This is a genomic window from Massilia sp. Masssp94, from assembly GCF_059491305.1.
The window spans coordinates 3,406,575-3,426,589 of sequence record NZ_CP168501.1; the positions used below are offsets into that span (position 1 = coordinate 3,406,575).

A 20,015-nucleotide genomic window follows, 5' to 3' on the forward strand; every position below is an offset into this window, starting at 1 on the left:
AGTGCTTTCCTGAATATGCGTACTACCCGTCTGTCTCCGCTCCGCCCGCACCAGCTCAAGCTCGCGGCGGTGCTGCTGTGCGCCCTCGCCACGGGCGATGTCCTGGCCCAGGCCAAGCCTGCAGCTCCGGCTGCGGCCCCTTCCACCAAGCCGGGCTCCGGCTTCCTGCCGCCGGCGTCCAGCAACGCCCACGTCATCGATTCCGTGTACGTGATCGTCAACGACGAAGTCATCACCAAGCGCGAAGTCGACCAGCGCATGGCCGAGATCGCGCAGCGCCTGAAGGCGCAGGGCGCCCAGATGCCGGCCGAGGAAGACCTGCGCCGCCAGGTCGTCGAAGCCATGATCACCGAGCGCGCCCAGCTGCAGCTGGCCAAGGAAATGGGCGTGCGCGTCGACGACACGACGCTCGACCGCGCCATCGGCCGCATCGCCGAAAACCAGAAGATGACCGTGCAGGACATGCGCAACGCGATGGAGAAGGACGGCCTGCCGTTCTCCCAGTTCCGCGAGCAGATCCGCAACGAGATCATGATGCAGCGCCTGATCGAGCACGAAGTCGACAGCAAGATCCAGGTCACCGACGCCGAGATCGACACGTACATGGCCGCCGAGAAGGCCGCCGCCGCCGACCGCGTGGAGATGGACATCTCGCAGATCCTCGTGCGCATCCCGGAAAACGCGTCGCCCGAACAGATCGCCGCCCGCAAGGCGCGCGCCGACGAAGTGGCGCGCCAGCTGCGCACGGGCGCCGACTTCGCCAAGATGGCCGCGACGTATTCCGATTCGCCGGACGCGCTGAAAGGCGGCTCCGTCGGCTGGCGCGACCCGGACCGCCTGCCTCCGATCTTCGCGAGCGAGCTGCACAAGCTGAAGCCGGGCCAGGTGACGCCGGTGATCCGCACCAACGTCGGCTTCCACATCATCAAGCTCGTCGACCAGCGCAAGCTGGCGGATGCGCAGAAGGCCGACCAGGCCGTCGTGCAGCAGACGCACGCGCGCCACATCCTGCTGAAGATCACGCCGACGCAGAGCGAGGACGACGCCCGCAAGAAGCTCACCGAGATCAAGCAGAAGATCGACAGCAAGCAGGCGACCTTCGAAGACATGGCGCGCCAGTACTCGAACGACGGTTCGGCCTCGAAGGGCGGCGACCTGGGCTGGCTGTTCCCGGGCGACGCGCTGCCGGAATTCGAGAACCCGATGAACGCCCTGAAGACGGGCGAGGTGTCTGGCGTCGTCAAGACCCCGTTCGGCCTGCACCTGATCCAGGTCGTCGAGCGCAAGTCGGAAGACGTGTCGAAGGAGAAGGAACGCGCGGCCGCGCGCCAGGTCCTCACCGACCGCAAGCGCCAGGAAGCGCTGGAAGACTGGAGCCGCCAGGTCCGCGACCGCGCGTACGTCGAGTTCCGCGAGGACAAGTAATTGGCCTCGAGTCCACGTCCCACGCTGGCGATCACGGTCGGCGAGCCGGCCGGCATCGGTCCGGAGATTTCGATCCGGGCCGCGTGGGCGCTGCGCGCCGACGCGCGCTGCGTGCTCGTGGGCGATGCCGCCTTCCTGTCCCTCACGGCGAGCCTGATCGACCCAGGCATCCGCCTGTCCGCGATCTCCACGCTGGCGCTGCGCCACAGCGGCCTGCCGCACTTCGGCCCGGACATCATCCCCGTCGTCGACGTGCCGCTCGACGCGCACGTCGTCCCGGGCAAGCTGGACGCCGCCAATGGCCGCGCCGTGCTGGCCACGCTCGATCTCGCGATCGAGGGTACGCAGGCCGGCTGGTGGGACGCCATCGTCACGGCGCCGCTGCAGAAAAGCACCATCAACGACGCGGGCGTCGCGTTTTCCGGCCACACGGAATACCTGGCCGAGAAGACGGCGACGCCCAGGGTCGTCATGATGCTCGCGGGCTCGCCCGGAGGCGATCAGCCTTACCTGCGCGTGGCGCTGGCCACGACGCACCTCCCTTTGAAAGACGTGCCGGCGGCGCTCACGCGTGACACCCTCACGCAGGTGCTGGATATCCTGCACGCGGACCTCGTGCGCAAGTTCGGCATCGCGACGCCGCGCATCCTCGTGACGGGCCTGAACCCGCACGCGGGCGAAAACGGCTATCTGGGCCGCGAAGAGATAGCCGTGATCACGCCCGTGCTGGAAGACGCCCGCACGCGCGGCATCGACGCGCGCGGCCCGTATCCGGCCGACACGCTGTTCCAGCCGAAGTACCTGCGGGACGCCGACGCGGTACTGGCCATGTACCACGACCAGGGCCTGCCCGTGCTCAAGTACGCGACGTTCGGCCGCGGCGTCAACATCACCCTCGGCCTGCCGCTGATCCGCACGTCCGTCGACCACGGCACGGCGCTCGACCTGGCCGCCAAAGGCCTCGGCGAGGCCGATTGCGGTAGCATGGAAGAGGCGATCCGCGTCGCCCTTTCGATGGTGCGCGCGCAACAGCAACAACCCGCATAAGACCATGAAACACGTAGCCCGCAAGCGCTTCGGCCAGAACTTCCTGACCGACGACCACGTCCTTCACGACATCATCGAAGGCATCAACCCCCGCCGCGGCGACACCATGGTCGAAATCGGCCCGGGCCTGGCCGCGATGACGGCGCTGCTGCTCAAGGAGCTCGACCACATGCACGTGGTCGAACTGGACCGCGACCTCGTCGCGCGCCTGGAAAAAGCGTATCCGCGCGAGCGGCTGACCATTCACTCGGGCGACGCGCTGAAATTCGATTTCGGCAGCATCCCCGTCCCGGAAGGGAAGAAGCTGCGCGTGGTGGGCAACCTGCCGTACAACATCTCCAGCCCGCTGCTGTTCCACCTGGCCGATTTCGCCCACCTCGTCGAGGACCAGCACTTCATGCTGCAGAAGGAAGTCGTCGAGCGCATGGTGGCGGAGCCGGGCACGAAAGCCTACGGCCGCCTGTCCGTGATGCTGCAGTGGCGCTACGACATGGCCATGCTGTTCGTCGTGCCGCCGACGGCATTCGATCCGCCGCCGCAAGTCGATTCCGCCATCGTGCGCATGGTGCCGACGAAGCGCCAGCTGCCGGCCGACGCGGACGCGCTGAGTGCCGTCGTGCAGAAGGCATTCTCGCAGCGCCGCAAGGTGATCCGCAACTGCGTGGCCGGCATGTTCACCGAACAGCAGCTCGTCGACGCCGGCATCGATCCGGGCGCGCGTCCGGAGGCCGTGGGGCTCGAGCAGTACGTGGCGCTCGCCAACATCCTCAAGCCGCAGGGCTGATCAACGTGCGGGCCGCCATCCGCGCGCCCGTGCCGCTTCTTCTCCCGCCGCGTCGAGCGGCTTGTCCGCGATGCGCGCGTCGATCGCGTCCAGCACGGCCGGCGGCAACGCGCTGCCGGCCTGGCGGTAGCCGCCCGCCGCTTCCTTCTCCGCCTCGGCCAGCACGGGAATCTTCCACTGTCCGCCTTCCCGGCACGCGAGGCCGGCCGACGCGCCCATGACGAAGCCGCGGCAGTAGGCGCCGTCGCGGGCGGCGAAGCTGACGCCGACTTTCACCGCGCCCTCCGCCTTGCCGCCGACCTGGCGGTCCAGCGCGGACGCGAGTTCTCCCTGCGCCACCACCAGGTTGCCGTTGCCGGCGATGGCCGGACCGCCGCCGCCGGGGATCATCCGGCCGGCCAGGACGCCGACGACGAGCATGGCCGCCAGCGCGCCCCATTCCGGCCACGACCAGCGCCGCCGCTTGTCGCGCTCCACAGCCAGAGATACGACGGGTGCCGGCGGCTGCAGCCGCGCGGGCACGGGTTCGTCGAGGATGCCGGCAAACGCGGCGGCCACGTCCGCGCGCAGGGCGCGGTGGCGCTCCACGGTGGCGGCGATGGCGGGATCGGTGCGCATCGCCTGTTCGATGGCGGCCCGTTCGGCGGGTTCGAGCTCGCCGTCGGCATAGGCCATCAGGGTGTCGTCGGAATACGTCATGGTGTCCTTCGTGTTGGGTCGGCGAGCAGTTGCTGCAGGGCGTCGCGGGCGCGCGCGAGGCGACTCGTGAGCGTCCCGACGGGGATCTCGAGCACGTCGGCCGCTTCCTTGTACGGCAGGCCGTCGACAAGCACGAGGCCCACGACGAGCCGGTGTTCCCCGGACAGCAGGCTGATCGCCTTCTGCAGCGCGAGCCGCTGCTGGTGCGCCTGCGCGGTGTCGTCGCCCACGTGTTCGCCTTCCTCCTCGGGCGCGAATAACTCGGCGCGCCGCGTCCGGCTGCGCACTTCGTCGATCCACGCGTTCTTGATGATCCGGAACAGCCAGCTGTCGAGCCGCGTGCCCGGTTCCCACTGCTCGCTGCGGCCGAGCGCGCGCTCCATCGCGATCTGGACGAGGTCGTCCGCGTCTTCGCGATGATAGGTCAGCGCCCGCGCGAAGCGGCGCATGCGGGGCAGCAGGGCGGCGATGTCGTCGGCAAGCATGGTCTCTATGAGGTAAACGATCCGGGCGGGGATTTTCTTCCCGGCGCCGTTCGTTATTGGGATATCAGCCAATCATATATGATCCACTCATGAGTCCCTTCGTAAATATGCGTGCTCTTGTGGCCCTGGCGCTCCTGTGCGGCACGGTCTCCGCGCACGCGCAGTTGGGCCTGCCCTCGCTGCCGCTGCCCAGCCGCATCGGCCCGCTGGGGCTGGACGGTGTGCGCCGCCCGGTCGACCGGTTGCTCGACCGCGCGCCGTTGCCGGATCTCGGCCACCTGCGCGTCGACACCGTCCGGCGCCTGCTGCGCGACCATCCGGACCAGTTGGAGGCCGACCCGCGCGGCGAGCCGGCATTGCGCGGCGAGGTGCTGGCCGGGGCGCCGTCCGAGGCGGCCTTGCAGGCGGCGCGTGACGCGGGCGCGGCGGTCGTGCGCGACGAGGTGCTGCCCGGGCTGGGCGAGCGCATGGTGGTGCTGCGCCTGCCGGCCGGTGCGTCGACCGCGGCCATGGTCGAGCGCCTGCGCGCCATCGATCCGGACGGCAGCTACGATTTCAATCATGTCTACACGGGCAGCGGGGCGGCGGGCGGCGTTCGCGCCGGCGAGGGAGACGCCGTGCGCATCGGCCTCGTCGACAGCGGCGTCGACGGCGCCCACCCCGTGTTCGAGGATGCCGCGATCACGCGCTGGGGCTGCGGCGGCCAGGTGATCCCCGCGCCGCACGGCACGGCGGTGGCGGCGCTGATGGTCGGGCGTTCCGACTACCTGCGCGGCGCGGCGCCGGGCGCGCGCCTGTACGCGGCCGACGTGTACTGCGGCAGCCCGGTGGGCGGCGCGGCCGACCGCATCGCCGCCGCGCTGGGCTGGCTCGACCAGCAGGAGGTCGGCGTCGTGAACATCAGCCTCGTCGGCCCGGCCAATGCGCTGCTGGCGCGGGCCGTCGCCGCGATGCAGGCGCGGGGACATCTGCTCGTGGCCGCCGTCGGCAACGACGGGCCGGCGGCACCGCCGCTGTATCCGGCCAGTTATCCCGGCGTCGTCGGCGTGACGGGCGTCGACCGGCGCGGCCGGCCGCTGCCGGAAGCGGCACGGGGGCCGCAGGTGAAATTCGCCGCGCCGGGCAGCCAGATGGTCAGCGCCGCGCCGGGCACGCCACCGTACCGCCAGGTGCGCGGCACGTCGTTCGCGGCGCCCATCGTCGCGGCCCTGCTGGCGCAGCGGCTGCCCCGGCCGGACCGGACCGGCGCCGCGCGCGCCGTGGACGCACTCGTGCGTGAGGCCGGCGCTGCCGTCGCGAACGACGAGACCGGGTACGGCATCGTCGGCGCAAGCCTGCGCACGGACCCGGCGGACCTGCGCTGAAAAAATTTTTTGAAGGGTGGAAGAAAACGGCGAGCCCATCCGTTTTCCTTGTATCGGCGGTGAGAGACACCGCCCCATCACAAGGAGAACAGTCATGAAAGCCAAGTACATTACCCTCGTCCTCGCCCTCGGTCTCGCCACCCAGGCCCACGCGCAGCTGCTCGGCGGCCGGCTCGGCGGCTCATTGGGCGGCTCGCTGGGCGGCTCCATCGGCGGTATCAGCGGGATGAGCGGGATGAGCGGGATGAGCGACATGGGCCGCGTGCACACGATGGGCGGCACGCTGCGCGACGAGACCGCTGGCCGCGCGGGCCGCGCTACCAGCCAGCCGGCAGCCGGGAGCGCACCTGCGCAGCGACCGGGCGTGCTGGCGGGCGCCGGCAGCCTGGCAGGAAATGCGGGCGCCGGAAGCTCGGCCCGCGCGGACGGCTCCGGCTCGGCCAGCGTGGATGCGAGTGCCGTCCCCGGGGCACTCGGCGGTGCCGCCGGCGCGGCCCGTGGCGCGGCAGGCACCGCCCGCGGCGCCGTCGGCTCGGTGCGCGACACGGCGTCGTCCATGAACGGCAGCGTGGCCGTCGAAGGCAGCGCGGGCGGTTCAGCGGCGGGCAGCACGGGCGGCTCGGGTGCGAGCCAGGCATCCGGTACCGCGTCGCGCCAGTAAGACGCGTTACATGTCCCCTTGCCAGTACCGGCGCGCCTTGTCGAACACGCGCGCGCCGACCTTTCTTCCCATGTCCTGACCGGGCCCCGGTCCCGACTGCGCCGCCAGGTCCGTGAATGTGGCGTCGTCCAGGATGTCGCTGCCCGTGAAGCGGCGCAGCGCCTCGGCGGCGGCAAAGGCGGCGCACACGCCGTCGCGCGCGGCGTCGTCCGCGTCGGCCAGCGCATTGGCCAGCACGAAGAACAGCAGCACGTCGCGGTCGTCGTCATGCCCGTCGCGGACGGACACGCGCTGCGCCACGTCGCACCACACCGCGACGAGCGCCAGCGGCCGTGCGGCGGCGGCCGGGCGGACCTCGGCCGGCATCAGCGCGAACGGCTGGTCGCGGTCGCGGACGTCGAGCAGCGCGGCCGCCTGCATGCGCCCGATGCCCTTTGGCGTGAACAGACCGTCATCCGTGCCCGCATCCGTGCCAGACCGGGCGTCCAGGCCGGCGAGTACGGCGTGGGCCGCATGCCCCATCGCGGCGGCCTGGCTGGCGGCGTCGCGTTCGGCCCGCGGCAGGCGCACGGCCACGCCATGCGCGGTCTGGCGGGCGTTATCGTCGTACGCCGCCCACGCGTTGTACATGCAGGTATGCACGAGGGCGAGCGCATGCGCGGGCTCATGTGCGAGTGCCACGGTGCCGATCGTTCCGAGTGCCAGCGCATTCCAGGCCCGCACCGTCGCCAGGGGCGTAGCCGCCCCGTTCGCCTCGAGTTCCAGGATGTTTTGCCGATCCATGTCGTCCCCTTTGTGCCCTCGAGAAGTATCGCCAGCGAATCCGGCCTGGCTGTTGAGCGTTCTCATGCGTCGGCTGCTGATGCGGCAACGCACCATCCGCTTTTTGGGCGCGCTTTTGATCCTTCCATCCAGTGTTTTTTGCGTTTCGTCGCACGCCGGTGGAAGGGAAGGGGGCGGTCGCCTACAGTGACACCATCGACGAAACAAACACACAAGGAGAGCCAAAATGAACGTCCTCAAACACATGGAAGCCATCTTCCTCGCAGCCGCCGTCCTCGTGGGTGTGACGAGCGCCGCACACGCCGCCAGCGTCGCCAAACACGAGCGCTACGATGCGCAGGTAACGATCGAAGGCCAGCAGATGGCCGTCGTCAAAGTGACCGCGAAGCGCCCGTAACACCCGTAGTGGAAGCAACTGCCGCCCGGCAGTGAAGACGCAGAACGCGCAGCTCGAGAGCGCCGTTCGGACCGGGCCCCGGAGGCCCATCGCACCAGGCAATACCGGCACCTCCGCCGGCACCCCGCAGACCTTGACCAGCCGCGACGGCATGCCGCCGCAGGGACGCTTGTTGCCGTATGGGCGAAAAAAAAGCCCGCTGTTGAGGCGGGCTTAAATCCAATTCTTTCTGAGGAGAGTTGGAGGAGACAGGTGCAATTATGCTGCGCTACAGCATATCAGTCCAATTTTTGTTTCGCATATTCGTTATAAGAATTTGCGATATCTCATCCATGCTCTCCGGGTTCAGTTATTGACGCAGGTCACGACCAGGTTGCCCACGCCGCCTGCCGCTTCCGCCGCATCGTCCATCGTGCCGCCGCCGAAGCCGTTCGCGCCGCCGGTAACGGTGCAGGTCTGGGCCGGGTTGGTGGGCTGGGTCAGGACGGTCACGCCATAAGTCGTGTTGTACGGAACCGAGTTCATGATGAGGGCCACGTCCGCGCCGGTCGGTTTCTGGTTGGCGTCCAGCGCGGGGCTGACGCCGATGGTGCCCGTCGTGCTGCCGTTTGCCAGGACGAGGCCGGTACCGGTCAGGCCCTTGACCGTGCCACCGAGTGCGTAGGGATTGATCGAGCAGACGAAGCGGATGTCGATCCTGGCCAGCTGGCCAGCCGTGCCGTACGGCAGGAAGTTAGAGGCCGAGCAGGTCTGGTGTTTCGGCTGGGTGCCGCCCACCGGGGTGTGATTGGTGACGACCGCGCCTTTCGGGATCACTTCATAGACCTGGCCGTATTCGATCTGGTTCGGGAAGACGGCCGTGACGTCCTGGCCGGCCGTGGCCGGCGGATTGATGGGCAGGTCCTGGCCGTTCGTGCTCAGGACCAGGCCCGGGTATTGCAGGCCGCTGACCGTGATGTTGATCGGGAACGTGGCCTTGCCGCCACCGCCGCAGGCGGCCAGCGTGGCCAGGACCGCGAGGGCGAAGGCCGGACGCGCGAGGGAAAACTTCATGTGGGTCTCTCCAGATTCCAGATTTAAGCGCAGGTGACGGTGACGGTCGTGTCTTCGGTCGCGCCCATGGTGCCCGCACCCTTGCCGTTGCCGCCGCCGCTGACGGTGCAGGTCTGGCCGGCCGGCTGCTGCAGGACGGTGACGCCGTACGCGCCGTCTTCGTTCACGGGGGCCATCGACACGGTTGCGGTGCCCGCCGCGACCTCCTTGCGGTCGGCGCCATTGATGATCACGAGGCCGCTGGCCGTCAGGTTGACGATGCTCGCGGTCAATTTACGCTTGCGGATCGCGCAGTCCACGCGGATCTGTGCGATCGTGTAGTAATTGGCGCGCGCCTTGCCGTTGGTGACGACGCAATCCGAGATCTTCTCGACGTTCGACGGGACGCTCTTGACCGTGATGTTGAACTGGTCGTCGGTCGAGATGCGGTTGTTGAACTGGAACGACTGGTAGGGCGTCGTCACGGCCAGGTCTTCGCCGTTATTCGTCAGCACCAGACCGTCCTTGGTGACGTTATAGACCGCGCCGGTCAGGTACAGGTCGCCGCTCCCGCCGCCGCAGGCGGACAGGCCCAGCGCGCATGCCAGCGCTACAACGCCGGCACGCAGGATCGAGCTCTTCATAAAATCTCCACAGTGGAATGGGTGGCGCGCGGACGCTGCGCCGGTACGGCCGAATAGAAAAATGCCCATCATTTTAGTGCATTTGGCAAGCGGCGGCCCTATTTGGCTTTGTATCACGGTGTAACCATGAGCGCGTGTCCGGGGCGCCATTGCTTTTCAGCGCTGCCCTCGTTATGCTTGGACCGCTCCTTTCCACTCTCCAAGCTTCGTTTCCGGAGCCGCAATCCCGACCATGAACACGCGCCGCGCCTGGCCCAAGGCCATCCTGTTCGACCTCGACGACACGCTGTGGCCCATCGCCCCCGTGATCCTGCAGGCCGAAGAGAAGCTGTTCGCGTGGCTGCGCGAGCACGCGCCGCGCGTGGCCGAGCGCTTCACCATCGACACCCTGCGCCAGGCGCGCCTGGAGCTGCTGGCGAAGAAGCCCGAATTTCACCTCGACCTCGGCAAGCTGCGCCATGCCGGCCTCGTCGACGCCTTCCAGCAGGCCCGCGAGGATGCCGCCAAGGTCGAGCACGCGATGGCGCAGTTCTTCGCCGCGCGCAATGCCGTGATCCCGTACGACGACGTGCTGCCGGGCCTGCTGAAACTGAAGAGCCGCGTGCTGATCGGGTCGATCTCGAACGGCAACGCCGACCTGCGCACGATCGGCCTGTCGCACCATTTCAAGGTGTCGGTGGCGGCGTCGGCGTTCGGCGTCGCCAAGCCGGATGCGGCGATCTTCCTGGCCGCCTGCAAGGAGCTGGGCGTGGCGCCCGAGGATGCGGTCTACGTCGGCGACGACGTGCTGCTCGACGTGCGGGGCGCCCAGCGCGCCGGCCTGCGCGCCGTCTGGATGAACCGCACGGGCTCGACGAAGCACATGGAGCACGAAGTGGTGCCGGATGCGATCGTGCGCGACTTCGACGAGTTGCTGGACTGGCTCACGCGCGAACACGAACAACAGCGCGGATAAAGCACAAGCACGCATCGAACGTGCATAATGACATAAATGAAACGAAATCCTGGCTAGACCATGCAACTCGATAACCGTGCACAAACCCTGTTGAAAGCCCTGGTCGAGCGCTACATCGCCGACGGCCAGCCGGTCGGTTCGCGCGCGCTGTCGAAGATCTCCGGCCTCGACCTCTCCCCGGCCACGATCCGCAACATCATGGCCGACCTCGAGGAAATGGGCTACGTCGCCAGTCCGCACACGTCGGCTGGCCGCATTCCCACACCGCGTGGCTACCGCCTGTTCGTCGACACGCTGCTCACCGTGCATCAGATCGACGAGAACGCGGTCGAAGCCGGCATGCGCCTGCCCGCGCACCAGCCGCAGAAGGTGATCGCGAACGCGGCGCAGATGCTGTCGTCGCTGTCGCAGTTCGCCGGCGTCGTGCAGAGCCCGCGGCGCGAATCGGCGTTCCAGCAGATCGAATTTTTACGTCTGTCGGAAAAGCGCATCCTGCTCGTCATCGTCGACCCGCGCGGCGACGTGCAGAACCGGCTGCTGCTGACCGACGTCGATTATTCGCCGTCCCAGCTGATCCAGTCCGCGAATTACCTGAACCAGCATTTCGCCGGCCTGTCGTTCGACCAGGTGCGCGCGCGCCTGACGGGAGAATTGCGCCAGCTGCGCGACGACATGGGCCGCCTGATGCAGGCCGCGGTGGAGGCGGGCAGCGAAGCGCTGGCCGAGACGGACGACATGATCATCGCGGGCGAGCGCAACCTGCTCTCGGTGGCCGACCTGTCGTCCAACATGAGCTCGCTACGCCAGATGTTCGAGATGTTCGAGCAGAAGACGGGCCTGATGCAGCTGCTCGATGTGTCCAGCAAGGCCGGCGGCGTGCAGATTTTCATCGGCGGCGAATCGAAGCTCGTGCCGATGGACGAGATGAGTGTCGTCACCGCGCCGTACGAAGTGAACGGCAAGATCGTCGGCACCCTCGGCGTGATCGGACCCACGCGCATGGCCTATGAGCGCGTGATCCCGATCGTCGACATCACGGCCAAGCTGCTGTCGAGCGCGCTGAGCCACTCCTGAGCGGAGCGGCAGGCGGTCAGTGCCGGTGCGGGCAATCCGTCTTCTGGCAGTGGCCGTAGATGGCCAGGGCGTGCTCGGCGATCTTGAAGCCGCGTTCGCTGGCGATCTTCTGCTGGCGGCTTTCGATCTCGTCGTCGTAGAACTCTTCCACGTGGCCGCAGTCAAGGCACACGAGGTGGTCGTGGTGCGAGCCGGCATTCAGCTCGTAGATCGCCTTGCCGGTTTCAAAGTGATTGCGGTTCAGGAGGCCGGCCTGTTCGAACTGGGTCAGCACCCGGTAGACGGTCGCCAGGCCCACGTCCATGTTTTCGTTCAGCAGGGTCTTGTAGACGTCTTCCGCCGTCAGGTGCCGCACCGCGCTGTTCTGGAAAATTTCCAGGATTTTCAGCCGAGGCAAGGTCGCTTTCAGGCCGCTGGCTTTCAGGTCGGTTGGATTGTTGCTCATGTTTTGTTACTCGGATATGGGCGGAGTGCTTTATGATATAGCGTTTTGAACGCCCCCGCCTCATCGATTTTAAGGTCAGATATGCGCACTAAAGCCGTTTTCCATCGTTCCCACGCACGGGCAGCGCTCGTGGCCGGCCTCGCCTGCATGACGCTGGCGCTGTCCGGCTGCGCGGCCTGGCGTAACCAGACCAAGCCGGCGGCGCCGGTGAGCACCGCCCCCGACGCGGTCGCCGCCGATGCCGGCAAGTCCGCGGCAATCGCGAATTCGGGCGCGCAGACGACGACCGTCACCCAGCTGCAGAAATTCCTCTGGATCTTCTCGCCGTACCGGCCGGACATCCAGCAGGGCAATTTCGTGTCGCAGGAAATGCTGAACCAGCTGAAGGTCGGCCAGACCCGCGACCAGGTGAGATTCATCCTCGGCAGCCCGCTGCTGCAGGACGCCTTCCACAAGGACCGCTGGGATTACCCGTTCTACCTTGCGCGCGGTAACGGCGAGCTGACCACCAGCCGCGTCACCGTCTACTTCAAGGACGACAAGGTCGACCACTTCGACGGCGGCAACCTGCCGACGGAACGCGAATACATCAATCGCCTGATCGGCATCTCGAAATACGAAACCAAGACCGAGCAGGAATCGCTGGACGAGCTCAAGCGTAAGCGCGACGAGGCTGCGAAAGGCGGCGGAGGACAATAACATGACCCAACTGAAAATCGCCGTTGCCGGCGCCAGCGGCCGCATGGGCCGCATGCTGATCGAAGCCATCGCCGCCGCGCCGGACGCCGTCCTCGCCGGCGCCCTCGACCGCGAAGGCAACCCGTTCATCAATTCGGACGCCGGCGCGTTTTCCGGCCAGCTGACCGGCGTCGTGATCCAGTCCGACCTGGCCAAGGGCCTGGCGGACGCCGACTTCCTGATCGATTTCACGCGCCCCGAAGGCACGCTGCAGCACCTGGAATACTGCGCCGCGCACGGCATCAAGATGATCATCGGCACCACCGGTTTCGATGACGCCGGCAAGGCCGCCATCCGCGCCGCCGCCGAGAAGACCGCGATCGTCTTCGCCCCGAACATGAGCATCGGCGTGAACGTCACGCTGAAACTGCTGGAAATGGCGGCTAAGAATTTCTCCGACGGCTATGACATCGAGATCATCGAGGCCCACCACCGCCACAAGGTCGACGCCCCGTCCGGCACCGCGCTCAAGATGGGCGAAGTGATTGCCGACGCGCTGGGCCGCGACCTGAAGGAATGTGCCGTCTACGGCCGCGAAGGCGTGACGGGCGAGCGCGACCCGTCGACGATCGGCTTCGCCACCGTGCGCGGCGGCGACATCGTGGGCGACCACACCGTGCTGTTCGCCGGCATCGGCGAGCGCATCGAGATCAGCCACAAATCCAGCAGCCGCGTCAGCTACGCCCAGGGCTCGCTGCGCGCCGCGCGTTATATTGCCGACAAGGCAACGGGACTGTACGACATGCAGGACGTGCTGGGTCTCAAGGCCTGATCGCACACGCCCGTCGAACTGGACGGCTTTGCCGGCGATCTGCTGGCATACTGTCCACAAGACGGGCTTTTTTTCGCCCATTCATAGGAGATTCCCCATGGCCACCGTCGAGCTCAACGGCGCCGCGATCACCGATGCGGAAAGCTTCCACGTCGAGAGCCAGCGTGCGTTCGGCTTCCCCGATTCGTACGCGCACACGATGGATTCCTGGGTCGATTGCCTGAGCTACCTGCGCGACGAGGACGGCATGAGCAGCGTCCGCCTGAAGAAGGACGAGGTGCTGCACATCGTCGTGACGCACTCGGAAGCCCTGCGCGAACGGGCGCCGGACGTGCTGGAAGAGATGGCGTTCTGCATCATCGGCATCAACGAGCGCTACGAGGACTATGGCGAGAAGGCGGCGCTGGAGCTCGAACTGCGGTAGGTCGCTTGTCATGTGACACGATATAATGTTCTGCTCACCTCCTTCAGTCCGCAGAACATCATGCAAGAAAAATATAGTCCAGCCGAAGTCGAACAGGCCGCGCAGGCCTACTGGAAGTCGATCGACGCGTATAAAGCCGTCGAAAACGACCCACGTTTCCCGAAAGGCAAGTATTACGCCTGCTCGATGCTGCCCTATCCGTCGGGCAAGCTGCACATGGGTCACGTGCGCAACTATACGATCAACGACGTGATGTACCGCTACCTGCGGATGAACGGCTACAACGTGCTGATGCCGATGGGCTGGGACGCCTTCGGCATGCCCGCCGAGAACGCGGCGATGGCGAACAACGTGCCGCCGGCCCAGTGGACCTATTCGAACATCGCCCACATGCGCGGCCAGATGGAGTCGATGGGTCTCGCGATCGACTGGTCGCGCGAAATGACCGCGTGCAAGCCGGAATACTACAAGTGGAACCAGTGGATGTTCCTCAAGATGCTCGAGAAGGGCATCATCTACCAGAAGACCGGTACCGTGAACTGGGACCCGGTCGACCAGACCGTGCTCGCGAACGAGCAGGTCATCGACGGCAAGGGCTGGCGCTCGGGCGCGGTCGTGGAAAAGCGCGAGATCCCGATGTACTACGTGCGCATCACGGACTACGCCGACGAACTGCTGGACCACGTCGAGAACAAGCTGCCGGGCTGGCCGGAGCGCGTGCGCATCATGCAGGCCAACTGGATCGGCAAGTCGACCGGCGTGCGCTTCGCGTTCCCGCACGTGATCATGGACGAGCAGGGTGAGCTCATCAACGATGGCAAGCTGTACGTCTTCACGACGCGCGCCGACACGATCATGGGCGTGACCTTCTGCGCCGTCGCGCCGGAACACGCGCTCGCGCAGCACGCCGCCAAGGACAATCCGGAACTGCAGGCGTTCATCGCCGAGTGCAAGCAGGGTTCCGTCATCGAAGCCGACATGGCGACGATGGAAAAGAAGGGCATGCCGACGGGCCTGTTCGTGACGCACCCGATCTCCGGCGAGCAGGTGCCGGTCTGGGTCGGCAACTACGTGCTGATCACGTACGGCGACGGCGCCGTGATGGGCGTGCCGGCCCACGACGAGCGTGACTTCGGCTTCGCGCAAAAATACGACCTGCCGATCAAGCAGGTGGTGGCCGTGGAAGGCGAAACGTTCTCGCTGGACGGCTGGCAGGAGTGGTACGGCGATAAAGAGAAGGGCGTCGTCATCAATTCGGGCAAGTACGACGGCCTGGATTACACGTCGGCCGTCAACGCCGTCGCGGGCGATCTCGCGAACCTGGAGCTGGGCGACAAGAAGGTCACGTTCCGCCTGCGCGACTGGGGCATCTCGCGCCAGCGCTACTGGGGCACGCCGATCCCGATGATCCACTGCGAGAAGTGCGGCACGGTGCCGGTCCCCGAGAAGGACCTGCCCGTCGTGCTGCCGGAAGACTGCGTCCCGGACGGCTCCGGCAACCCGCTGAAGAAACACGAAGCGTTCCTCAAGGTCGACTGCCCGTGCTGCGGCGCGCCCGCACGCCGCGAGACGGACACGATGGACACGTTCATCGACTCGTCCTGGTACTACATGCGCTATACGTCGCCGGGTTCGAACGACGCGATGGTCGACCCAGCCCGCAACGATTACTGGATGCCGATGGACCAGTACATCGGCGGCATCGAACACGCCGTGCTGCACCTGCTGTACGCGCGCTTCTGGACGAAGGTCATGCGCGACTTCGGCCTCGTGAAATTCGACGAGCCGTTCGTCAACCTGCTCACGCAGGGCATGGTGCTGAACGAGACCTACTACCGCGAAGACGCGTCGGGCAAGAAGACGTGGTACAACCCGCTTGAGGTCAGCCTGACGTTCGATGAACGCGGCCGTCCGCAATCGGCGGTGCTGAAGGAAGACGGCCAGCCGGTCGTCATCGGCGGCACCGAGAAGATGTCGAAGTCGAAGAACAACGGCATCGACCCGCAGGCGCAGATCGAGCAGTACGGCGCGGATACCGCCCGCCTGTTCACGATGTTCGCCGCGCCGCCGGAGCAGACGCTCGAGTGGTCGGAGTCGGGCGTGGAAGGCGCGAGCCGCTTCCTGCGCCGCGTCTGGGCCTTCGCTCATGCGAAGCAGCAGAGCGTGGCCGCCGCGCTGGCCGGCCAACAGGCTGGGACGCTGGACGACGCGCAGAAAACGCTGCGCCGCGAAGTGCACAAGGTGCTGCAGCAGGCCGATTACGACTTCAAGCGCATCCAGTACAACACGGTCGTCTCGGCCTGCATGAAGATGCTGAATACGCTGGAGTCAAGCAAGCTGGCCGAAGGTGCAGCGTCGGACGCGGTGATCACGGAAGGCCTGTCGATCTTCCTGCGCATGCTGAACCCGGTCGCGCCGCACATCACGCACGCGCTGTGGCAGGAACTCGGCTATGCCGGCAAGTACGGCGACATCCTGAACGTGGCCTGGCCGGAAGTGGATCCGGCCGCGCTGGAGCAGGCCGAGATCGAGCTGATGATCCAGGTGAACGGCAAGCTGCGCGGTTCGGTGAAGGTGCCGAAGGAGGCCGACAAGGCCGCCATCGAAGCCGCCGCGCTGGCGTCGGAAGCCGCACAGAAGTTCGTCGAAGGCACGCCGAAGAAGGTCATCGTCGTCCCCGGCAAACTGATCAACATCGTGGTGTAAGCCATGCGCGCCCTGACCCGGAAGTTGGCGGTGCGCGCGGTTGCGGCCCTGCTGGTGGCGAGTGCCACCGCGGGCTGCGGCTTCCAGCTGCGCGGTTCGAACGGCAGCTACACGATGCCGTTCCACAGCATCTATCTCGGCTTCCCGGACACGTCCGCGCTGGGCACGGAACTCAAGCGCAACCTGCGCGCGACGGACCAGGTGGTCATCGCCGACAAGGCGGCGGATGCCGAGGCGCAGTTCGTGCTGCTGGGCGAGTCGCGCAACAAGTCCATCCTGTCGCTGAACAGCCTGGGCCGCGTGCGCGAATACCTGCTGACGTACACGATGTCGTTCACGGTGCGCGACGCGAAGGGCGCGGAACTGGTGCCGCCCACGCAGATCTCGCTGCGCCGGAACATGGCGTTCGACGAGACCCAGGTGCTGGCCAAGGAATCGGAAGAAGCGCTGCTGTACCGCGACATGCAGGCGGACCTCGTGCAGCAGATCATCCGCCGCCTCGCGTCGATCAAACCAGCCACTTGATTAAAAAGGAACACCATGCAGTTGCGGCCTGAGGCGCTCGACGGGCACCTCGCCAAGGGGCTCGCGCCCCTGTACGTGATCACCAGCGACGAGCACCTGCTCGCGCTGGAAGCGGCGGACAAGATCCGCCGTGCCGCGCGCGCGCAAGGGTATTCCGAGCGCGACGTGCTCACGGTCGAGCGCAACTTCAAATGGGGCGAGCTGCTCGCCGCCAACCAGGCCATGTCGCTGTTCGGCGACAAGAAGCTGATCGAGCTGCGCATCCCCGGCGGCAAGCCCGGCAAGGACGGCAGCGCCGCGCTGCAGAACTATGCGAAAGACCTGAACCCCGACAACCTCACCCTGATCACCCTGCCGAAGCTGGACTGGCAGACGGCCAAGGCGTCGTGGGTGGCGGCGCTGCAGCAGACCGCGGTCTACGTCGAGATCCCGAACGTGGAACGCGCGCAGCTGCCGGGCTGGATCGGCACACGTCTGGCCGCTCAGAACCAGAGCGTGGACCGCCAGAGCCTGGACTTCATCGCCGACCGCGTCGAGGGCAACCTGCTGGCGGCGCACCAGGAAATCCAGAAGCTCGGCCTGCTGTACGAACCGGGCAAGCTGACGTACGAGCAGGTGCATGACGCCGTGCTGAACGTGGCGCGCTACGACGTCTTCAAACTGTCGGAAGCGATGCTGGCCGGCGACCCGGCCCGCCTCGTGCGCATGCTGGAAGGTTTGAAAGGCGAGGGCGAGGCGCTGCCGCTGGTATTGTGGGCCGTCTCCGAAGAAATCCGTACGCTGCTAAAATTAAAGGCAGGGATGGCGCAGGGACGCCCGCTGGGCGCGCTGCTGAAGGAATACCGCATCTGGGGCCCGCGCGAGCGCATGATGGAACCGGCGCTGCGCCGGATCTCCCTGCCGACGCTGGAAGCGGCGCTGCAGCAGGCGGCGCAGGTCGACAGGATGGTCAAGGGCCTGCGCGCGAAGCAGTTCGCGGGCGATGCGTGGGATGCGATGCTGCAGCTGGCGTTGAAAGTCGCGTCGACATAACGAAATCACAGGAAGAAGCACGATGGATATCACCGAGACCATGCACACAATGGGCCGCCAGGCACGCGCGGCGTCGCGCGGCATGGCGCGCGCGGACAGCGCCACCCGCAACCAGGCCTTGCTGCTGATCGCCGCCGCCATCGAGCGCGACGCCGACCAGCTCCGCGCCGCCAACGCGCGCGACATGGAAGCGGCGGCCGCCGCCGGCCTGGAGCCGGCGCTGCTGGACCGCCTCGCGCTGTCCGACAAGGCGATCGCCACGATGGTCGACGGCCTGCGCCAGATCGTCGCGCTGCCCGACCCGATCGGCGAGATCACCGACCTGAAATTCCGCCCGACGGGCATCCAGGTGGGCCGCATGCGCGTGCCGCTGGGCGTCATCGGCATCATCTACGAAGCACGCCCGAACGTGACGGTCGACGCCGCCGGCCTGTGCATCAAGAGCGGCAACGCGGCCATCCTGCGCGGCGGCTCGGAAGCCATCCACTGCAACCGCGCGCTGGCGGCCCTCGTCGCCGAAGGTCTGCGCGGTGCCGGCCTGCCGGAGCACGGCGTGCAGGTCGTCGAGACGACGGACCGCGCGGCCGTCGGCGCCCTCATCACGATGCCGGAATTCGTGGACGTGATCGTCCCGCGCGGCGGCAAGGGCCTGATCGCGCGCCTGATGAAGGAATCCACCGTCCCGATGATCAAGCACCTGGACGGCATCTGCCATGTCTACATCGACGCGAAGGCGGACATCGCGAAAGCGCTGCCGATCGCGATGAACGCGAAAACGCACCGCTACGGCACGTGCAACACGATGGAGACCTTGCTCGTCGCCCGCGCCATCGCGCCGACCGTGCTGCCGCAACTGGCCGAGCTGTACGCGACGAAGGAAGTGGAACTGCGCGCCGATCCGGAAGCGCTGGCGATCCTGCAGGGCTACCCGCATCTGACGCCCGCGACGGAAGAGGACTGGAGCACGGAATACCTGGCGCCGATCCTCGCCGTGAAGATCGTGGACGGCATCGACGCGGCCATCGAGCATATCAACACGTATTCCTCGAAGCACACGGACGCCATCGTCACCGAGGATTACACGGACGCGATGCGCTTCCTGCGCGAAGTCGATTCGGCCTCCGTGATGATCAACGCGTCGACGCGCTTCGCGGACGGCTTCGAATACGGCCTGGGCGCGGAGATCGGCATCTCGAACGACAAGCTGCACGCGCGCGGGCCGGTCGGGCTGGAGGGTCTTACGTCGCTGAAGTACGTGGTGTTCGGCCACGGAGAGATCCGCAAGTAGGGTGGGCTCCCCGAGCCCACGTGTAACGCCAACATACCGCAAACTTCACGCGTGGGCACAGGGTGCCCACCCTACGTAAAGGATCTGCATGTACCTCTGGATCAAAGCGCTGCACATCGTCTTCGTCGCCTCGTGGTTCGCCGGCCTGTTCTACTTGCCGCGCATCTACGTGAACCTGGCCCAGGAAAGCAACCCGGCCGTCGTCGAGCGCCTGCTCGGCATGGGGCGCCGCCTGTACCGTTTCACGACGATCCTGATGGTGCCGGCGCTGTTGCTGGGCCTGTGGCTGTGGCTGGGCTTCGGCATCAAGGGCGGCTGGCTGCATGCAAAACTGGCGCTCGTGATCCTCGTGATCGGCTACCATCATGCGTGCGGATCGCTGCTGAAAAAGTTCGAACGCGGCGCCAATACGCGCAGCCATAAGTGGTTCCGCGTGTTCAACGAAGTGCCGGTTTTACTGTTGCTGGCAATCGTGATCCTGGTCGTCGTCAAACCGTTCTGACCTGAAGATTCAACCAGATTGATTGGCGGCCGGGCCTACATCCCCGGCCGCTTCGTTTTAGTCAGTCGGGGTCAGAGCCCACCCGTGAAAACCGGGCTCTGACCTCGAATGTTCTTTTTTAGTCAGTCGGGGTCAGAGCCCACCCGTGAAAACCGGGCGCTGACCCCGAATGTTCTTTTTTAGTCAGTCGGAGTCAGAGCCCACCCGTGAAAACCGGGCTCTGACCCCGAATG

22 protein-coding genes are annotated in these 20,015 nt (G+C 66.6%); 16 read left to right on the forward strand and 6 right to left on the reverse strand.

Annotation, left to right across the window (positions count from 1 at the left end):
- Positions 1–15: 15 nt before the first annotated feature.
- Genes ACEN9G_RS15115 through rsmA form a run of 3 tightly spaced genes read left to right on the forward strand, consistent with a single transcriptional unit; the run spans position 16 to position 3,256 of the window.
- Entirely contained in the window at positions 16–1,425 is a 1,410-nt protein-coding gene (locus ACEN9G_RS15115) for a peptidylprolyl isomerase (RefSeq protein ID WP_413338027.1), read from the forward strand.
- Positions 1,426–2,472: a 4-hydroxythreonine-4-phosphate dehydrogenase PdxA gene (pdxA, locus tag ACEN9G_RS15120; RefSeq protein ID WP_413338025.1), complete on the forward strand. Its 1,047-nt coding sequence runs from the start codon at positions 1,426–1,428 to the stop codon at positions 2,470–2,472.
- A gap of 4 nt (positions 2,473–2,476) precedes the next feature.
- The gene (gene rsmA / locus ACEN9G_RS15125) at positions 2,477–3,256 is read left to right on the forward strand and encodes a 16S rRNA (adenine(1518)-N(6)/adenine(1519)-N(6))-dimethyltransferase RsmA (RefSeq protein ID WP_483126736.1); all 780 of its coding nucleotides are present in this window, start codon (positions 2,477–2,479) and stop codon (positions 3,254–3,256) included.
- Here rsmA and ACEN9G_RS15130 read toward each other — a convergent pair whose 3' ends face one another.
- A complete protein-coding gene (locus tag ACEN9G_RS15130) occupies positions 3,257–3,955 on the reverse strand; it encodes an anti-sigma factor family protein (protein WP_483126737.1) in 699 nt (232 codons plus the stop codon).
- Complete coding sequence (locus ACEN9G_RS15135) at positions 3,952–4,440, reverse strand: RNA polymerase sigma factor (RefSeq protein ID WP_483126738.1); 489 nt, start codon at positions 4,438–4,440, stop codon at positions 3,952–3,954. Before ACEN9G_RS15135 ends, ACEN9G_RS15130 begins: the two co-directional genes overlap by 4 nt.
- A gap of 89 nt (positions 4,441–4,529) precedes the next feature.
- Here ACEN9G_RS15135 and ACEN9G_RS15140 point away from each other — a divergent pair, with 89 nt between their 5' ends.
- Both ACEN9G_RS15140 and ACEN9G_RS15145 read left to right on the forward strand, forming a co-directional pair.
- Positions 4,530–5,804 carry a S8 family serine peptidase gene (locus ACEN9G_RS15140; RefSeq protein ID WP_483126739.1) on the forward strand — a complete coding sequence of 425 codons (1,275 nt, stop codon included), beginning with the start codon at positions 4,530–4,532 and terminating at the stop codon, positions 5,802–5,804.
- A 94-nt stretch (positions 5,805–5,898) separates the two neighbouring features.
- A complete protein-coding gene (locus ACEN9G_RS15145; RefSeq protein WP_483126740.1) occupies positions 5,899–6,465 on the forward strand; it encodes a hypothetical protein in 567 nt (188 codons plus the stop codon).
- 6 nt (positions 6,466–6,471) lie between these two features.
- Here ACEN9G_RS15145 and ACEN9G_RS15150 read toward each other — a convergent pair whose 3' ends face one another.
- Entirely contained in the window at positions 6,472–7,248 is a 777-nt protein-coding gene (locus ACEN9G_RS15150; protein WP_483126741.1) for a hypothetical protein, read from the reverse strand.
- A 226-nt stretch (positions 7,249–7,474) separates the two neighbouring features.
- On the opposite strand from ACEN9G_RS15150, the gene ACEN9G_RS15155 reads away from it, so the two are divergent.
- Positions 7,475–7,645, forward strand: coding sequence for a hypothetical protein (locus ACEN9G_RS15155; RefSeq protein WP_413340925.1), 171 nt, complete (start codon positions 7,475–7,477; stop codon positions 7,643–7,645).
- 345 nt (positions 7,646–7,990) lie between these two features.
- Here ACEN9G_RS15155 and ACEN9G_RS15160 read toward each other — a convergent pair whose 3' ends face one another.
- Positions 7,991–8,698, reverse strand: a complete 708-nt coding sequence (locus ACEN9G_RS15160) for a hypothetical protein (RefSeq protein ID WP_413340927.1) — start codon at positions 8,696–8,698, stop codon at positions 7,991–7,993.
- A 23-nt stretch (positions 8,699–8,721) separates the two neighbouring features.
- Positions 8,722–9,321 carry a hypothetical protein gene (locus ACEN9G_RS15165; protein WP_413340929.1) on the reverse strand — a complete coding sequence of 200 codons (600 nt, stop codon included), beginning with the start codon at positions 9,319–9,321 and terminating at the stop codon, positions 8,722–8,724.
- Positions 9,322–9,553: 232 nt separating this feature from the next.
- On the opposite strand from ACEN9G_RS15165, the gene ACEN9G_RS15170 reads away from it, so the two are divergent.
- The gene (locus tag ACEN9G_RS15170) at positions 9,554–10,276 is read left to right on the forward strand and encodes an HAD family hydrolase (RefSeq protein ID WP_413340930.1); all 723 of its coding nucleotides are present in this window, start codon (positions 9,554–9,556) and stop codon (positions 10,274–10,276) included.
- Positions 10,277–10,336: 60 nt separating this feature from the next.
- Positions 10,337–11,350 carry a heat-inducible transcriptional repressor HrcA gene (gene hrcA, locus ACEN9G_RS15175; protein ID WP_413340932.1) on the forward strand — a complete coding sequence of 338 codons (1,014 nt, stop codon included), beginning with the start codon at positions 10,337–10,339 and terminating at the stop codon, positions 11,348–11,350.
- 16 nt (positions 11,351–11,366) lie between these two features.
- Here the strand turns inward: hrcA and fur are convergent, their stop codons facing one another.
- Positions 11,367–11,795, reverse strand: coding sequence for a ferric iron uptake transcriptional regulator (gene fur, locus ACEN9G_RS15180; RefSeq protein WP_036234473.1), 429 nt, complete (start codon positions 11,793–11,795; stop codon positions 11,367–11,369).
- An 81-nt stretch (positions 11,796–11,876) separates the two neighbouring features.
- On the opposite strand from fur, the gene ACEN9G_RS15185 reads away from it, so the two are divergent.
- From ACEN9G_RS15185 to ACEN9G_RS15220, 8 genes are all read left to right on the forward strand, one after another.
- Positions 11,877–12,494 carry an outer membrane protein assembly factor BamE gene (locus ACEN9G_RS15185; RefSeq protein WP_371767319.1) on the forward strand — a complete coding sequence of 206 codons (618 nt, stop codon included), beginning with the start codon at positions 11,877–11,879 and terminating at the stop codon, positions 12,492–12,494.
- Between the two features lies 1 nt (position 12,495).
- On the forward strand, positions 12,496–13,305 hold the full coding sequence (gene dapB, locus ACEN9G_RS15190; RefSeq protein WP_413340934.1) for a 4-hydroxy-tetrahydrodipicolinate reductase: 810 nt from the start codon (positions 12,496–12,498) through the stop codon (positions 13,303–13,305).
- A gap of 97 nt (positions 13,306–13,402) precedes the next feature.
- Entirely contained in the window at positions 13,403–13,729 is a 327-nt protein-coding gene (locus ACEN9G_RS15195; protein WP_056123988.1) for a barstar family protein, read from the forward strand.
- Positions 13,730–13,789: 60 nt separating this feature from the next.
- Positions 13,790–16,435, forward strand: coding sequence for a leucine--tRNA ligase (gene leuS / locus ACEN9G_RS15200; RefSeq protein ID WP_413340936.1), 2,646 nt, complete (start codon positions 13,790–13,792; stop codon positions 16,433–16,435).
- Between the two features lie 3 nt (positions 16,436–16,438).
- Positions 16,439–16,960, forward strand: coding sequence for an LPS-assembly lipoprotein LptE (locus ACEN9G_RS15205; protein WP_413340938.1), 522 nt, complete (start codon positions 16,439–16,441; stop codon positions 16,958–16,960).
- Between the two features lie 15 nt (positions 16,961–16,975).
- Positions 16,976–17,992 (forward strand): DNA polymerase III subunit delta, encoded by a 1,017-nt coding sequence (gene holA / locus ACEN9G_RS15210; protein ID WP_413340940.1) that lies wholly within the window; start codon positions 16,976–16,978, stop codon positions 17,990–17,992.
- Between the two features lie 22 nt (positions 17,993–18,014).
- Positions 18,015–19,280, forward strand: coding sequence for a glutamate-5-semialdehyde dehydrogenase (locus ACEN9G_RS15215; RefSeq protein WP_413381544.1), 1,266 nt, complete (start codon positions 18,015–18,017; stop codon positions 19,278–19,280).
- Between the two features lie 88 nt (positions 19,281–19,368).
- Positions 19,369–19,782 carry a CopD family protein gene (locus tag ACEN9G_RS15220; protein WP_413338935.1) on the forward strand — a complete coding sequence of 138 codons (414 nt, stop codon included), beginning with the start codon at positions 19,369–19,371 and terminating at the stop codon, positions 19,780–19,782.
- The last annotated feature ends 233 nt before the right edge of the window (positions 19,783–20,015 follow it).